This window comes from Microbulbifer variabilis, from assembly GCF_056232115.1.
Genome location: NZ_CP174325.1, coordinates 2,925,362 through 2,940,449, shown reverse-complemented (window position 1 = coordinate 2,940,449; position 15,088 = coordinate 2,925,362). Strand labels below are relative to the sequence as shown.

General features: G+C 44.4%; 13 protein-coding genes. 3 read left to right on the top strand and 10 right to left on the bottom strand.

The genetic code is table 11. The annotated features are described in order from the left end of the window. Positions 1–418: 418 nt before the first annotated feature. The 8 genes from ACJJI7_RS13070 to ACJJI7_RS13035 all read right to left on the bottom strand — a co-directional run bounded on the left by ACJJI7_RS13070 (position 419) and on the right by ACJJI7_RS13035 (position 8,996). Positions 419–754: a YnfA family protein gene (locus ACJJI7_RS13070; RefSeq protein ID WP_020411710.1), complete on the bottom strand. Its 336-nt coding sequence runs from the start codon at positions 752–754 to the stop codon at positions 419–421. Positions 755–803: 49 nt separating this feature from the next. Next, positions 804–1,355 (bottom strand): hypothetical protein, encoded by a 552-nt coding sequence (locus tag ACJJI7_RS13065; RefSeq protein WP_475717073.1) that lies wholly within the window; start codon positions 1,353–1,355, stop codon positions 804–806. A gap of 334 nt (positions 1,356–1,689) precedes the next feature. After that, positions 1,690–2,343, bottom strand: a complete 654-nt coding sequence (locus ACJJI7_RS13060) for a glutathione S-transferase family protein (protein WP_282951265.1) — start codon at positions 2,341–2,343, stop codon at positions 1,690–1,692. A gap of 349 nt (positions 2,344–2,692) precedes the next feature. Beyond that, a complete protein-coding gene (locus tag ACJJI7_RS13055; protein WP_020411706.1) occupies positions 2,693–4,411 on the bottom strand; it encodes a DUF8614 domain-containing protein in 1,719 nt (572 codons plus the stop codon). Positions 4,412–4,483: 72 nt separating this feature from the next. After that, the gene (locus tag ACJJI7_RS13050) at positions 4,484–6,292 is read right to left on the bottom strand and encodes an ABCB family ABC transporter ATP-binding protein/permease (RefSeq protein WP_444901970.1); all 1,809 of its coding nucleotides are present in this window, start codon (positions 6,290–6,292) and stop codon (positions 4,484–4,486) included. A gap of 620 nt (positions 6,293–6,912) precedes the next feature. Then, positions 6,913–7,524 carry a hypothetical protein gene (locus ACJJI7_RS13045; RefSeq protein ID WP_020411703.1) on the bottom strand — a complete coding sequence of 204 codons (612 nt, stop codon included), beginning with the start codon at positions 7,522–7,524 and terminating at the stop codon, positions 6,913–6,915. Positions 7,525–7,689: 165 nt separating this feature from the next. After that, entirely contained in the window at positions 7,690–8,607 is a 918-nt protein-coding gene (locus ACJJI7_RS13040; protein ID WP_444901971.1) for an alpha/beta hydrolase, read from the bottom strand. A gap of 11 nt (positions 8,608–8,618) precedes the next feature. Further along, on the bottom strand, positions 8,619–8,996 hold the full coding sequence (locus ACJJI7_RS13035; protein ID WP_444901972.1) for a YybH family protein: 378 nt from the start codon (positions 8,994–8,996) through the stop codon (positions 8,619–8,621). 114 nt (positions 8,997–9,110) lie between these two features. Here ACJJI7_RS13035 and ACJJI7_RS13030 point away from each other — a divergent pair, with 114 nt between their 5' ends. Beyond that, complete coding sequence (locus tag ACJJI7_RS13030; protein WP_444901973.1) at positions 9,111–10,007, top strand: LysR family transcriptional regulator; 897 nt, start codon at positions 9,111–9,113, stop codon at positions 10,005–10,007. A gap of 320 nt (positions 10,008–10,327) precedes the next feature. On the opposite strand, the gene ACJJI7_RS13025 is transcribed toward ACJJI7_RS13030, so the two are convergent. Beyond that, complete coding sequence (locus ACJJI7_RS13025) at positions 10,328–10,891, bottom strand: hypothetical protein (RefSeq protein WP_020411699.1); 564 nt, start codon at positions 10,889–10,891, stop codon at positions 10,328–10,330. Positions 10,892–11,316: 425 nt separating this feature from the next. Between ACJJI7_RS13025 and ACJJI7_RS13020 the strand changes: the two genes are divergently transcribed. After that, positions 11,317–11,817 (top strand): nuclear transport factor 2 family protein, encoded by a 501-nt coding sequence (locus ACJJI7_RS13020; protein ID WP_444901974.1) that lies wholly within the window; start codon positions 11,317–11,319, stop codon positions 11,815–11,817. A gap of 254 nt (positions 11,818–12,071) precedes the next feature. Beyond that, positions 12,072–13,064, top strand: coding sequence for a right-handed parallel beta-helix repeat-containing protein (locus ACJJI7_RS13015; RefSeq protein WP_282951271.1), 993 nt, complete (start codon positions 12,072–12,074; stop codon positions 13,062–13,064). A 116-nt stretch (positions 13,065–13,180) separates the two neighbouring features. Here ACJJI7_RS13015 and ACJJI7_RS13010 read toward each other — a convergent pair whose 3' ends face one another. Then, positions 13,181–14,221, bottom strand: coding sequence for a helix-turn-helix transcriptional regulator (locus tag ACJJI7_RS13010; RefSeq protein ID WP_444901975.1), 1,041 nt, complete (start codon positions 14,219–14,221; stop codon positions 13,181–13,183). Between the last annotated feature and the right edge of the window lie 867 nt (positions 14,222–15,088).

Here is a 15,088-nt window from a genome sequence, read left to right as displayed (position 1 = left end):
AGGTTTGAGAAAGGGCCATAGGAAATTTTTCCTAAATAGATAGCAAAACAACCTGGATTATCAACAGCCAAAACAATCAATATCCCCAACAGATACTGTTATAACCATTTACTATTTTTCAATTGGCCCAGGTAAGTAGAATGCCCGACCCCAGGTAAATTAGGAAGATTAAAAAAATTATAAGCCTATGAGAAAAACTTTTATTCCGGGCATAAAACGTAAAACAACACGACAGCCATAAAAAGATAAGCGCACCATTTTACAGCAAAAAACAGAAGCACTGAAAACCATAAAACAGCTAAAGCGTCAATTCATTAAAGATTTATATGTTAACCAGAATACAAACGAAACTTGATTTATATATAAAACTTATTCTTATGAAGAAAAAATCGGATACTATTACAGCAAATCCATTATATTAATGCATTTGTCGCGGGGAGAACATAATAATGCTCATCCCCACCACTGCCACACTGGCACCGGTTATATCCCAGACAGTTGGCTTGACTCCATTCACCAACCATAGCCACATAATGGACGTAAAGATATAAATACCGCCATAAGCTGCGTAAACCCGCCCTGCTGCGGTCGGGTGAAGTGTTAACAGCCAGACAAATAGCGCGAGACTAATGCCGCCAGGTAGCAAAAGCCAAGCACTCATTCCCTGCTTGATCCAGAGATAAGGAAGATAACAGCCGGCAATTTCAGCAAGTGCAGTTACAAAAAACAAAGCTATTGTTTTTAATTCAAACATTACCGGAGATTTACCGCTTTCCTTATCACCAAAAGTTCACTAGCGATTACTAATCAACGGGACAAAGACTTTCAAGCGAAGTAGTAAATGCACGCTTCATAAATTCAAATTGCTCATTGGTCTCCATAAGTTTACTCAATGAGCTTCTGGCGACAAGAAAACGCTTTTTTTCTAACTCTGTCATTCCTTCATGATACAGATATAACTGTTCTACAGGCTTCATTGCTGCCTTTTCTTGTCGGTAGTGGGAATCTGCAGACATCGCCAAATCCACCTTATCCCTTATGGACCCGTCAGGCATAATTTGCACCGACACACTGGGAACCAGATTGGCAATTGGCCCGGTTAGATTGAGTACCTCTGGATTCAGCTCACTCAGTTTTCTGGCAATATATACCTTCAGCTTGTTATTCCTGACTTCCAGCTTCACGAATGGTTTTATTGTTTTGAACTTATCTTTATCTTCTTCGAACAATTTAACGGAAGCTTCCAACATCACCAGGCTTTGCGTATTCAGGAAACGTTCATACTCCTCCAGTTGGCAAGAGGCCTGCACACTTTGGCAGAATACAAAGGCGAGAATCAAGACTGGTATTTTCATTGTTCCAATGTTTATCCTTAACATTTTTATATTGGCCGCCCAATTCCAGCGGGCAAACCTTCCTTTACCCCAAGGATATTTTAGTCGCCTTTTTACAACCGAGTTTCTATAGGTTCACATTTGAGGAATTTCCTGCAAAATGTACGCGGCGTCCCTCTTTTTACAAGCTATAAACGCCATAAACAGATAAAAGGTAGTAACTGCCAGTTCATCAGTACCTAAAAATATGAAGGGGCAGTAAAGGAAGGCCAGCATCAGTTCCAATAGTGACCAGTTATTGACGAAATAAACAACGCCAGCCCAGCTCCAAACTCGTTAATCAATGTGCTGGCAGTCAATAATTGTCCAAAATCACGGGCGGTAAAGACCTGGCTTGGGACACCCACTCTTCCACACTCTCTCTTGCCAGCAGTTTCACTATCCATTGGTGAGTTAGGGGCCAGGTATTCAGTTGGGGAGAATGTGAGTAAATCCGAATAACTGTAGGCACCAGTACCAGATCGGCCAGAGAAAGCTCCCCACATAGATAAGGGCCACCACTGGATTTCAGTTCCGACTCCCACACAGAAAATAATCTCTCCGTATCCTTATGCTCATCCGAGGTCATCTCACGCTTATTGGGATAAAAAGCACTTTCAAATGACAGGCGGGGACAGAGCCCCGATAACCCGGCATGTTGCCAGCTCAGAAATGAGCGGACCCTTGCCCTGGCTAAAGGCTCAGCGGGGAGCAGGGCATCCCCACCTATTTCATTGGCATATTCCATAATTGCCAAAGAATCAAAGATGATGTTATCGCCATCAACCAACACTGGTACGGATGCAGATGGTGATATTTCTCCAATTCGCCGCAGATTTTCGAACCTCTGGGGCTTTCTTATATCCACCACTCGCTCTTCAAATTGAATACCAAGCTCCCGCATAGCGAGCCAAGCGCGGAATGCCCAAGAGGAGGCATTTTTTGTACCGGTGTATAAAATACGGCGCATCCTTTCTCTCCACCTAACTGAAGACTAGTAATTTCCACCTCATAATAACCGGCGCTTATTTAGCAACGAAAGAATGCAAAAAGCTATTTATTTTCTATCAGTTTAAGGGCACAAACGTACCAACAAATTTAAGCCAAAGTGCAACAGGTTTGACTTGATTGAGCAAGCTTAATGAGAACTACAAGTAAAGCCTGGGGGAGAAGAGAATCACTGAAAGCTCTAGATAACATTTGTTATCAAAGTAGAAAAAATTATTTAATAGCTTTTACTTCAAAATCAATGATCTGCTTTAAGAAAGAATAAAAAAGCCCGGCGATGCCGGGCTTTTAATTCCAGTCCTAAAACTCTGTTATTTAAGGCCTAGTACCTCTTTCCCCTGGATAAAAGTAACATCTACAGGAATGTTCGCTTCAGACAACCGATCCAGGTCACCTTGCAATTCGGGACCAATCACGCCCTGCTTGGCCAATAGCGCTTTAGCTTCTTCATAGTTACCGTCACCCTGGATGGTAAGGATCAGGCGAGACAAATTAGTCATTGCCTGCTGCATCTTCTCGAAGTCTACACTGTATTGCCCAGTCTCAGGATCACGGGTAAAAGCGCCCTGCTCCTTGAAGAAGTTGAAGCGCATCATATTCGCCTTACCATGCGCACTTGCCGCACCAAAGCGTACGCTGCGGAAGATCCCGGCGAGGAAGGTAACGTAATTATCCATCAGCTCGCCATCTTCGATTTCACCTTTCTCATGCAGGCGGGTGACCATATACAGACCCAGAATATCCGCCTTGCCTTCCTCCAGGGAGGAGGAGGTTTCCTTCAATGCAGTGCGTACATTCGCACCACCATCAACGGTTTTCTTGATCCCGAGGCCATGGGCCACTTCATGGAACATGGTATTGGCGAAGAAAGCTGGGAAAGTAATATGCTTGCGCTGCTCAGGAGCAATCAGTACATCGCTGATAGGCACCAGAATCTTGTCGAACTTAGCGCGCATGGCATTTTTCAACTGTAAACGACGGGTGCCCTTGGCCAGCTGCACTTCTTCATCATTGGGTAAGTTGATGGCAATGGTCTTGGAACCAGCATTGCTATGCCCTGCATAGAAAAGTACATCGTAAGCATTCAGGTCAGAATCAGTGCCCGGCTCTTCCGATTTGTACTTCTCTTCAACTGGCAGGCCTTTCTGAAGCTCAGGCAGCAGTGCGGCAAACTTAGCCAGCTTTTCACTCCACTCCTTATCCTTCAACAATACATAAGACTCATAAGCGGTGCGGTAAGCAAACATCTGGTCTTCGTAGTTCTCAATGGGGCCGATGACTACGTCGATCTCATTTTCCTTCATGTCCATCCAGGCCATATCACTGGGACGGAAATTATCCGTCAACAGCGCATCGGCGCGCATGGTCAGGTAGTGTGCAAACTCCTTGCTCTCAGCCAGTGCGGCAGCCTGGCGCAGGATATCAGCGGCTTTTTTCAATTCCGCGTTATACGCTTTGTTGTAAGGAATCAGCTCCAGCTTGCCGGCATCATTGCGACGGACCAGGGAATAGAGGCCATCTTTGCCAGGCTGATCCCAGTCCTCAAACTCCTCACGCGTCATATCCGCTGGATAGAAGTTCGCACCGAGGGGTTTAGAGCCATAGCCAACAATAAACGGTTTGTTGTCGTTTAGACGATCCCAGGGGCCATAGTTAATATCGGCGAACTTGCGCGCGCGGCTATCTTCGATTTCCGGCAGCAGTACTTCTGCGGGACCGTAGGACTGCAGCCAAAACAGGCGATCCATAATCTGGCTGGCGTCGATCAGCAAACCAATCATCTTGCGCTGGTTATTGCTCAAGCTGCTGAGGTTAGCAGTAAGCTCTACAGGCACATAGATATCAAAACGCTTATCTGCATTCTCCACAGTCTGGCCAGGAGGCGGGCTCACAGTCTCAGATTCAACAATCTGGGCTTCGGCCTCATCTTTTTTGACTTCTTCGGCCTCTTTGTTTTTGCTACAGCCGCCCACCAGCGCTATCGCCAACAGTGCGGCAGCGATCTTGGAGGACTGAAAAGGAATGGTCATATCGCTCTGCCTATCGTTTTTTTGTGTCGGCGCCACATTAGTCGGGCTGGGCACAATTATCAAGATAGGAGCCTAGGGCGTGACAATCTCTACCTCATCGGTACGCTCCTGCTGCTGCATCTGCCAGAGCATCGCATAATGACCCCCTTGTTCCAGCAGCTGGCTGTGGGAACCCTGCTCAACAACCTTGCCCTGATCCATTACCAGGATGGTGTCCGCATCTACAACCGTAGAGAGGCGGTGAGCAATGACGAGAGTGGTCTGCTCCCGGGCAATCTCCTGTAGTGAGGCGACAATGCTACGCTCTGATCGGCTATCCAGGGAGGAGGTCGCTTCATCAAAAATCATAATTGGTGGTTTTTTGAGCAGCGCCCGGGCAATCGCAACCCGCTGCTTCTCCCCTCCGGAAAGTTTCAGGCCGCGTTCTCCCACCAAGGTATCTATTCCATTAGGCAATTGCTCGACAAAGTCTGATAGGTGCGCGTGTTGGATCGCCTCCATTACCTCCTCATCAGTGGCACCTACCTTGCCGTAGCGCACATTCTCTTTGATTGACTGGTTGAACAGCACCGCATCCTGTGGCACCACGCCAATAGCTCGGCGCAGGGATTCCTGGGTTACAGTGCGGATATCCTGACCATCAATACAGACTCTGCCACCCTCGGCATCATAGAAACGGAACAGCAACTTAAACAATGTTGATTTACCGGCACCACTAGCACCGACAATAGCTACTTTCTGACGTGGCAGCACTGAGAAGCTTACTCCACGCAAAATTTCGCGATTGTCCTTGTAGCCGAACCGTACTTGCTCGAAGTCGATACGCCCGTCGAATACCTGTAGTTTGGACGCCTCCAGCTTATCTGCTACCGCCGGCTTTACCGTCAGCAAGGAGAACATTTTCTCAATATTTGCCAGGGCTCCCTTCATTTCGCGGTAGACAAACCCGAGGAAATTAAGCGGGATAAAGATCTGCATCATAAAGGCATTAACCAGGACAAAATCACCGATGGTCATCTGTCCGTTCGTTACCCCAACCGCTGCCAGCACCATCGCGGCACACATGGCGCTGGCAATAATCAGAGCCTGACCGGTATTCAGACTAAACAAGGATAAGCGGTTCTTACGCCGGGCCTGCTCCCAAGTTGCAAGCTCCTTATCATAATGGCTGGATTCGTGCCGCTCGTTGGCAAAGTACTTAACCGTCTCGTAATTCAGCAGACTGTCCACGGCACGACTACTGGCCTGTGACTCCGCCTCATTAAGCGCTCGTACAAAGCGGGTGCGCCATTCTGTGGCCACTACGGAGAAGCCGATATAAATAATGACCGCCGCCAAAACTACCAGGGCGAACACACCGCTGTAATTCCACCAAAGAAGCCCCGCCACCATAGCAATCTCTACCAGGGTAGGCACGATATTGAACACCATAAAACGCATCAGAAAGCCGATGCCGCTATTACCACGCTCAATATCCCGGGACAAACCGCCGGTGCGCCTATCCAGGTGAAAATCCAAATCCAGCTTGTGCAGATGCTGAAATACCTCCAGCCCTACCCGGCGCTGGGCACGCTCGGTCACACGGCCAAAAATGGTATCCCTCAACTCACCGAACAAGGTGCTGGAAAAACGCACTGCACCATAGGCCAGCAAAAGCCCCAACGGCAACGCAATAGCCTCGGCTACACCACCAGCTTTATCCAAATTATCGACTATGTGCTTAAGAATAAATGGAAGAGTAACCCCTGCGACCTTGGCTCCAATCAGGCACAGGATTGCCAGGACAACAGCTCGACGAAACTCCAGCAGGTAGGGAAACAGGGTCTTAAGTGCGCCCCAATGCACCTCATCCAATGGAACTGTGGACTTAGGTCTCGGCATAATTGGTTCCGGAAGGAAAATTAGGCGCCTATTATAAATAGACTGAAAGACTTATATAGACGCTCAGCCAAATATGCGGGGTGAACGCCCTACTGCGGCATCACATACCTTGGTTACCCAACCAATATTCAGATTAATCATATCCGCAGCATAAAGAGGGGGTTATCAGATGCCAGGGAGACAGCAAGCACTGGAAACAGCGGCAAACACCCAACCTGGTCAGCATCGGTGGAAGTATAAGAAGGCTTATTCGAATTTTCGTCCTCCAGCTCACAATTCATCAGAATAGCTACTCTTAGCCCGCCTCCACAAAGCGGCAAGCGGCGCTTAGCGATACCTCTATATAGCTACCAACGACTATAACGACATTACCCTGCAGCTAATAGTGTTTATCTAGTGAGAAAGAGAGGCTCTGCCTATTACCAATAAACAGATAATATTTTAATTATCAGATTTGACTTTCGCCAAGCCAATAACCAATACATATTTTTAGAGTAAGAATCTCATAAAAAATATAATATTACAGGTCAGGAAAAGTCATAAACTCACTCGGCACACCCAAGAAAGTCATCTGGATTGACAGATAACTCTCTTAAGTTAACGTGATACAGCTTCCCCCCCTAATTCGCCGAAACTCGATTCAGCGCGCCATTATTGTAGCGGTAAACTTCACAATTCATCTTTGCATCTAACACCAGCATTTTCTGCTTGGTTTCACGCCCTTGAGTCGCACCTGAATACTCTCTATCAAAACAAATATACCAATTTATATTGGTAAAGGCTTCGATCATCATTTGAAGCTTATTCCCACAACCAGATGGGACGTGATGATTTGACCCATTTACATTCACCATCATTGCAGATGAATAATTACATGGAATCTTTGAAATATACATTTCTATTCTCCCTACCGGCCCATAACTAGTAAACTTATCCAGTGACCGTAAGAAAATTTCTTCAGCATGCCCACCACCTTGATAATTTTGTGGCTTGGTCACTTTTGTCTTACTGCTATTAAGCCTACCCCTTTGAGCAGGGTAAATTCCTCCAGGTAAAGGTGAACTTCGAACAGGGGTTTTGTAGTCAATCGAGAATATGTTACTGAGGGTGCTGTCATCACTGTCAAATCTGTAAATCAAGTACTCATTCACCCCACCTGTTTGCTGTCTATAAGCATTACATGCTTCAAATTCACGGACAAACCTTCTGCTTTGATGCATTGTAAAAGGCATTTCTCTCTCCTTGAATGGTTGTTGTACTCAAATCACATCTTAGAAATCAATACTCTCCAAAAATAAATTGACCTAATAAAGGCATTTAAGCCCTTAAAAATAACTCAGAGATCTCGAAGCTTTAAAACTATCCTGTTGGATCAACCCCAAACCAACTGAAAGTAATCAACCATGGCAATCCATATTTTCTAACATATATTTTAAAACTTTGTCATCAACATTATTCAATCGTTCAAGAATATTAAGATGATCTCGGTCATTAGCCAGAGAAAAAGAGCAGTTGATTCCTGACTTAAGCAGTTTTTCCTGATACTCCTTTGTCTGGCGAAAAAACTCAGGAGTATCAAACTCAGGCACTATTAGATGTAGCGGGCAGAGTTTTCTCCCCTCTCTAAGCGGGATTAACTGTGGACTTACCCTCTCCGCTGAGTCCATCGACATCTTAATTGTGTCATTGACGAAGCTCTTTACCAGGGGGCGGATATCAAAAAGCCCGGCTAAGGAAAATGCAGCCTTGAATTTGCTCTGTGCGGATTTTGAAACACCAAACTGTTCCCAATCGGTCTGGTGAAGCATCGCTACAAGCTGACCACCCGCCGAGTGCCCTACCAGGTAAACTGCCGACGAGCCTCTCTGTTCAGCTTCTATAAGTACCGTAGCCATCGCACACTGCATCTGTTTTACAATGGATTCCATTGGCTGGCCATTATTCCAATCCTGGGCCATACGGTATCCAGGCATGTAGACAGCAAACCCCTTTTTATTAAAAGATTCAGCTAGAAAGGAAAACTGTTCCTTTGAGAACCACTGCCACCAACCACCATGAATATAAATTACGATGGGTGCATCTTCAGGAACATTCCCAGGCCTGAAGACATCCATAGAACCCAATAACTCTCCCTCTCCAAAGTGAACAGTTTGCAACCCATCTTTTACCTTTTGACGGTAAATGGAGCTATGACTCTCGGTGAATGCCACATGGGCTGGTAGTAACTCCTCTGTAGGCAACCGATGGGTCCACAGCGTTGGGTTGTATTGTTCGTCTGTTTTTTCCCGTGTAAAACTATTCCAGTATTCGTTCATCTTATATTCCTTTACTTCACACTCGGGTCTAAAGCTTCAAAATGATCCTCGCGCAGGCGCATAGTGCCATCCTCCTGTAGAACCCAGAGTTCCCGCGTGATCACCCCTTGCGCCTTGTTCATTTTCCAATTGCTAGAAAGTACAGTTGAAACATCATCTACGACCTCAATTTTAGTATCCAGATAGGACACTTCTGAGAACCCCTGGGCTACCAGATTTTTCCAAAAGGCCTGTATCTGCTCCCTTCCCTGAAACAGGCCGAACGGTTTGGCCACCATTTGGGCATCCTTTTCATACATAGACGCACATCCTTCAGCATTACCCTGATTGAAAAACAACTTCCACTGCTCGCTGGCTACTACAGTTTTTTCGATTAGCACCTTACTCATATCAGACTCCTCTTCACAAAAACTAAGTATTGAATTTCTGCAAGCATATTGCCCCAGCTACCACCTTATGATAAACAGGTATTCAATCAAATAACTGTTTAGTAAAATTAAACAATGAAGCCTAATCTTGAGGATATGCAAGTATTCCTGGCCGTAGTAGAAGCCCGTAGTTTTACGGCTGCGGCAGATAACCTTACCCGTACCAAGTCGGCAATTAGCCAAGCGGTTACCCGGCTGGAGGGAGATCTTGGTACAAGGCTGCTCTACCGAAGTACACGGGCACTCTCTTTAACGGAAGCTGGCACCCAGTTCTACACTCACTGCCGCGAAATCCGGGATATCTATAACTCCGCCTTGGCAGACTTAAAAAGCACCAATGAAAAGTTATCAGGCACGCTGACGATTACTGCACCTCACGCACTCTGTGAGCCAGTTATTGTTCCGGCAATTGCACAATTCGCGGAACAGCATCCACAGCTTGGAATACGATTACTGGCGAACGATGCCCCCATAGACCTGATTGAGTCTCAAGTAGACCTTGCAATCCGAGTGGGCAGCCTCGATATGCAATCAGCCAAAGTATCCAAGCTAGGTATACTTCGGGAAAGTCTCTATGCAAGCAAAACTTATATGGATGAGCAGGGTGGTTTACCAGAGGACCTCTCCACATTGATCCATTGGCGACATATCGCTAATGATTGGCAGGGTATCCCGATTAAATATGAGTTAGGCAGCAAAAAAAAAATACGAGTCATACCAAAAATTCGCTGCAACTCTTTACATGATATTTTAAAAATGACGGAGATGGGGTTAGGGATTGCCAGAATTCCAGATATTACTGCATCACAAAGTATCGAAAAAGGTCTATTGAAGCGGGTGATTGAAGTCGGCTCAACCCCTATACATTATATGCACCTTTACCCAAAGAAGCCTCCTGTTAAAGTCCAGAGATTTATAAAATCGGTGAAAGACCAACTGAAATATTCAGATAAAGATAATCATCAGCTTTAGGCTGCCTCATGATCAACTTACTGGTTTATTTTAACCTGCCATAATAAATCATTCGTAAACGCCGCCATTACCTGCAGGCTGACATTCAAAAAAATTTGAGAACAACCTAAGGGAATACGCCCAACAGAAAGATCTCAAACATAAAAATGAATAGCAAAAGCAAAGGTTGCTTGCTCAAAACAAACAACCTCTGCTTATACTCTATTTAATTGTCTAACCAGATTCAAAGCCAAGAAACATTTATAATTTTTTTCCTCAATCGCCATTTATTCAAACGAAATCATCAATCGTATAAATACTAGACAACAACATTAGCCAGGCTAATGATCCCAGCTAGGAGCAATAAATTTTACCTCTGTATGATGGGTTTGCATAACCAGCTCAATTGATGTTCGATTTACTGTCGCGAGCCCCCCTGTACTTCTACCTTCACCAAAACTAATAATCTCACTATGACCCAGCATTGGGTGTATTCTCCCAGTTGATATAGCTACATGATTTAGTAATCCGCCCATAAAGGACCGGAAAAATACAAGGTCCCCCCTTCTTGGGCGCCACAAAGAACCTGGAAAATCTTTCCAGTCAGTCCACATGGTTGTCAGGTCACTAGTATTAAAAGCATAGGGCTTAAGTGATGGTGACTTTAGATTAAGATCCTGAACTAGATTTAAAGCTCCTTGCCTATTGAGGTAGCCGCGCCTTATTGCAAGCAGTATTGGATAACTCCAACAGTTGATAGGCTGGGCAGGACTTCCTAACAGAGCATGAGGTCCCGTACCTCCTCCCCAGGTAGTAATATTTCTATCGGTGGGACCCCAAGTATATTGTTGGTGATTATTTGCATCTACTTCTGCATCATCAGCAATATCTGTAGCACGACTCATAGCAAAATCCCCTCTATTAATAATTAAAGTTAATTAAATTAATTTCACCTAACCAGGCAGAAAAGCCTTTTTTAACGCCAAAAATAGCGTTACAGCGAGAATCATATACTTTTAGACTTCAAGACATCGGAATTGTTGCACATCCAGAATTACAGACATCCACTTTATAACAAACACAATTTTATTTTAATAAACTAAAAACGTATACCTGGTAGCTCAACAGAAACTACCTGATATACTCCACTTGAAGGCTTAACAAAAACCCGAGAACCGATAATCAAAAAAAATAGGAATTGCACTTTAACGAGAAATTACGCAGCAGCAATTACTCAAGTAAAAAATCAATTAAACTCACGAAAAAATAACCAACTAATCCCAAGATATACTTCTGACCCCAACAGATAAATTTTGAACTGGCATCTGCGATGGATAATCTACAGAAAAATATTGAGAAACTAGCAATCTTAGATTTGCTGGCCCAGTACACCCTCACAGCCGACAACCATGATGCTGAGGGGTGGGCATCGCTCTTTACAGAAAATGGGCGCTTTGAGAATGGAAATCTGATGATAAGAGGGCGAGAAAAACTGCGTCAATATCTGATTATACACAGCCAGCTTGGAACTCGACATATAACCTCCTCGCCTCTGTATACCATTTCTTCTGATGGGCAAAGCGCTACAGGGAAAGCAACCACCCTCGTAATCGCCGCCACACGTCATGGCTATCGCACCATCATGGCCGGACAATACGATGACAAGTTAATAAAAATCAATAACAACTGGTTATTTCAATGCAGGCGTGCTGAAGCTTTTGGCTTGCCGGAAGATCCTGATTTTTCAGTGCTAACCGCAGATCACCATACAAACAAATTAATTAATATTTTACTCAACGCATGGGATAAATTGGGAGAACCTATAGTATAAAAATCATCAAGAGCAACGAGCACAAAATACCACCAAAGATTCAAAACAACCCATATAATTAAAAATAATTAAAATACCTCTTATACTCAAAAATATCATTTGTTTATTAACAAAAATTGCCAGACCATAGCCTTATAAAACCATTTAAGACACATTAAGCAACAAAAACCAAATTGGTTTTAAAGCTCAGCTTTAACAAGCACTCCAGAACAACAGCTTATAGATTGACTTTAACTTCAACTTAAAGGGGGATTATGATGAAACTTATAGACTTAAATACCATACCTTCATCTATTACCATAGTTGTAGCCAATGCGCTTTCAATCTCCCCTGCATTCGCTGTAGAGTGCTATGAAACCGTCACAACTACAGCCTTCCTCACTGAAAACCTCCACTGTGAATTAACATCAGAAAATCCTTACGCGATAATTGTCAGCGGACCTTCCGGCAACTTACAAATACAGGGGGATGGAGGAATAACTTGCACCGGCAATTCAGATATGGAAGACCAGTTTGGCTTACTAATTGAGGGAACTGGCCGGCAGGTACGCGGAGGAATTATAGAAAACTGCCCCGGGGGTATCCTTGTTTCTGGCTCCGGCTCGCACTCCATTTTGAATATGGAGATAAAAAATTACTACCTGGATGACGGTATAAAGATCAATAGTGACAACAATATCATCAAAGGTAATACGATCACTGGAAACCCGTTATATAGTGGTGATGATGGCATAGACTCAAATGGAAATTACAATTTAATTACACACAATACGATAAAATATGCCGGAGATGAAGGGATACTAATTGATGGAGAGGACTCAACAGTACTACATAACTACATATCATACAGTGGTGATGATGGTATTGACCTGGATGGAACCAGAGGCGTAGTTTCATTTAACACTTCTGAGCACAATTCCGGGGATGGAATATTAATCGATACTAACAATGCCTCAGTAAGCCAAAACACTGCCAATTATAATGGTGCTGAAGGCATAGAAATAGCCGATGACAGCTCCAATAATATTGTTAGGGGAAATACCGCCAATAGCAACCAAACTGTTGGCATACTTATAGAAGAAACCAGTAGTGAGAGCAACATCATTAGAGGAAACACCGCACTGGGTAATATGAACTATGACCTAAGTTCACCAGGTGCCGACCCAACATGCCTTAATCTTGCCAATGAGTGGGGTAACAATACAGCTGAGTCCTCTGAGCCGGCATGCCTGCGTTTTCTTCCATAGGAATATTTCATATACTTAAAGGTGGCTGATGCCCCCCTTGCTTCCGTCTTAAAGCACTCCAAGGGACCTAAGATAAGATTATGATAGCGCTGGGATGTAATCTCCAAATTCTAAAGCTACTCTTCCAATACCAGTAAATCATTCTTCTCAGCGAAAGTTTGTTTTACGAACTCAGACGCCGTGATCCCCATCTCCTCTTTAAAAGCCCGTGAAAACTGGCTGGTGCCATTAAAACCGCTGTTTAAGGCAACCTGCAACATACTTGCATTGCGCCCAGAGCCCACCAGTTGTGCTGAGGCAGACTCCACCCTGGCACGACGCAATAAGCTATTGTAGGATGTATTGTGATAACGCAAGGCACGGTGTAGATAGGAAGGGGAAATATTCAAGGATATGGCCAGCTGCTGGGCTGAAAGATCTACATCACAACAGTACTTCTGGATAAGCTGACAAGTCTGGCGAAATACCACATTCAAGCGTTGCGGTGTTTCCACTTCAGCCGCCGCCTTTCCGCGGCTCTCCTCTATACAGGCAATAGCCAACTCCGCTACCGGGTTAAATAGTGTCTCAGGAGAGACAAAAGAACTTTGCTGTCTGGCTCTTGGCAAGAGCAAAAGATAGTTTCTGAGTAATAGGCCTGGGCCACTATTGCTATCAATCTCTAGAGGCTGATTATCACCAGGGCCCTTTCGAAATTTTTCGATTTTTTTTCTAGGGATACGACATAGCAGTACATGACTTTGCTGTATCAAGTCATGGATAATAGTCTGCCCCAAGTCCACCAGATAAATCCCACCAGAATTCATTGGAATAAAGTGATTACCACGCTGTATGGCACCACGACCAGACAGTATATACACCACGGTGTAATCTGCGTAGCCATCACTAAGATGATGATTGTTGCGATGAAAAGAGTTTCCAGAGAAGATTGCGCGGGCAAAAGAGTCTCCAGTAAGGGTGTTTATGGTGCCAGAGAATTCCCCCTCATACTCCTGACAGTGATGGGGCTTGAGAATTAGCTCACAGTTGTAAGGTAATATTTCCTCCAGATGTTGCTTCCAGCGCGACCAACGCTCCTCTATCGGCCAAATTCCAGTATTGATACTTTTTTGTATAAATGGGTTTTTTTTCTTTTCTTTTAGAAAATCCTTACGCATGATTCGCTTATCCTTAAGCTGTCTCATTGCTGGCAATAGGCAAGAATAAACCAATTTGGAACAACTGCTCACCAATATAGAGAATATTGAGACAGCATATTCCAGCTCAGAGCTCATAAAGACGCGTTTTTCGAGTCCCGGGTATTACTCGGCCAATCCTTGCCCCTCATTGGCACAGCATTCTACTGTTGACTATGGCTAACAGTACCCGGCCAGTAATTCTGTTGGCGTCCTGATCAGAAAACCCTGTAATTCTCAGGCTTTCAGGCGGGTAGATAACAGCTTTGTTATTGATAGTCATTTAGCTGGTTAGAGCATCAGGTGCAAAAAAAATGAAGAAAAGGTGAACGGAAAAATTCCTTCGGAAACGAACTCTATCAATTTGGCTTGGAGGCCGACGCTATTCCTTGATTTGTACTATGTCCTTTATAAAAGTTAATCCCAGTAAAATTAGACACACAGGTTATTTTCATTGGTGTCCATTTTTTAGGCGTCCGATTATAAAAATAAATGATCTTCAATTATTCAAAGATAAGTTCGCAATGAGTGATCGACTTGCTCGCCACACATTAACAATAGGTAGCTATGATACACATGGCTAAGCATCAGTGTTTACGCCTGAAGGTCGCTTCAAACACGGCAATCCTATGCCCCCGGGAAGAAAAAAACTGAAATGCTACACAGTGATACGCAACAAGGTGGGGGGCGGCATATTACATACTCCCCCTGACATCAAAGTTCAGAAGATGGGCAATCTGCCTCGGGCAAAGCAACTACCATGTTTATCGTAGCGACTCGATCCGGTTATCCTGTTGCCGTAGCCGCCGAATACCGGAATCAATTAGTCAAGGTAGCAGGTCACTGGCT

Excerpts from the sequence above, each read along its gene's own strand:
- ACJJI7_RS13070 (WP_020411710.1), bottom strand. The coding sequence starts at position 754 with ATGTTTGAATTAAAAACAATAGCTTTGTTTTTTGTAACTGCACTTGCT.
- ACJJI7_RS13065 (WP_475717073.1), bottom strand. The coding sequence starts at position 1,355 with ATGAAAATACCAGTCTTGATTCTCGCCTTTGTATTCTGCCAAAGTGTG.
- ACJJI7_RS13060 (WP_282951265.1), bottom strand. The coding sequence starts at position 2,343 with ATGCGCCGTATTTTATACACCGGTACAAAAAATGCCTCCTCTTGGGCA.
- ACJJI7_RS13055 (WP_020411706.1), bottom strand. The coding sequence starts at position 4,411 with ATGACCATTCCTTTTCAGTCCTCCAAGATCGCTGCCGCACTGTTGGCG.
- ACJJI7_RS13050 (WP_444901970.1), bottom strand. The coding sequence starts at position 6,292 with ATGCCGAGACCTAAGTCCACAGTTCCATTGGATGAGGTGCATTGGGGC.
- ACJJI7_RS13045 (WP_020411703.1), bottom strand. The coding sequence starts at position 7,524 with ATGCCTTTTACAATGCATCAAAGCAGAAGGTTTGTCCGTGAATTTGAA.
- ACJJI7_RS13040 (WP_444901971.1), bottom strand. The coding sequence starts at position 8,607 with ATGAACGAATACTGGAATAGTTTTACACGGGAAAAAACAGACGAACAA.
- ACJJI7_RS13035 (WP_444901972.1), bottom strand. The coding sequence starts at position 8,996 with ATGAGTAAGGTGCTAATCGAAAAAACTGTAGTAGCCAGCGAGCAGTGG.
- ACJJI7_RS13030 (WP_444901973.1), top strand. The coding sequence starts at position 9,111 with ATGAAGCCTAATCTTGAGGATATGCAAGTATTCCTGGCCGTAGTAGAA.
- ACJJI7_RS13025 (WP_020411699.1), bottom strand. The coding sequence starts at position 10,891 with ATGAGTCGTGCTACAGATATTGCTGATGATGCAGAAGTAGATGCAAAT.
- ACJJI7_RS13020 (WP_444901974.1), top strand. The coding sequence starts at position 11,317 with ATGGATAATCTACAGAAAAATATTGAGAAACTAGCAATCTTAGATTTG.
- ACJJI7_RS13015 (WP_282951271.1), top strand. The coding sequence starts at position 12,072 with ATGATGAAACTTATAGACTTAAATACCATACCTTCATCTATTACCATA.
- ACJJI7_RS13010 (WP_444901975.1), bottom strand. The coding sequence starts at position 14,221 with ATGCGTAAGGATTTTCTAAAAGAAAAGAAAAAAAACCCATTTATACAA.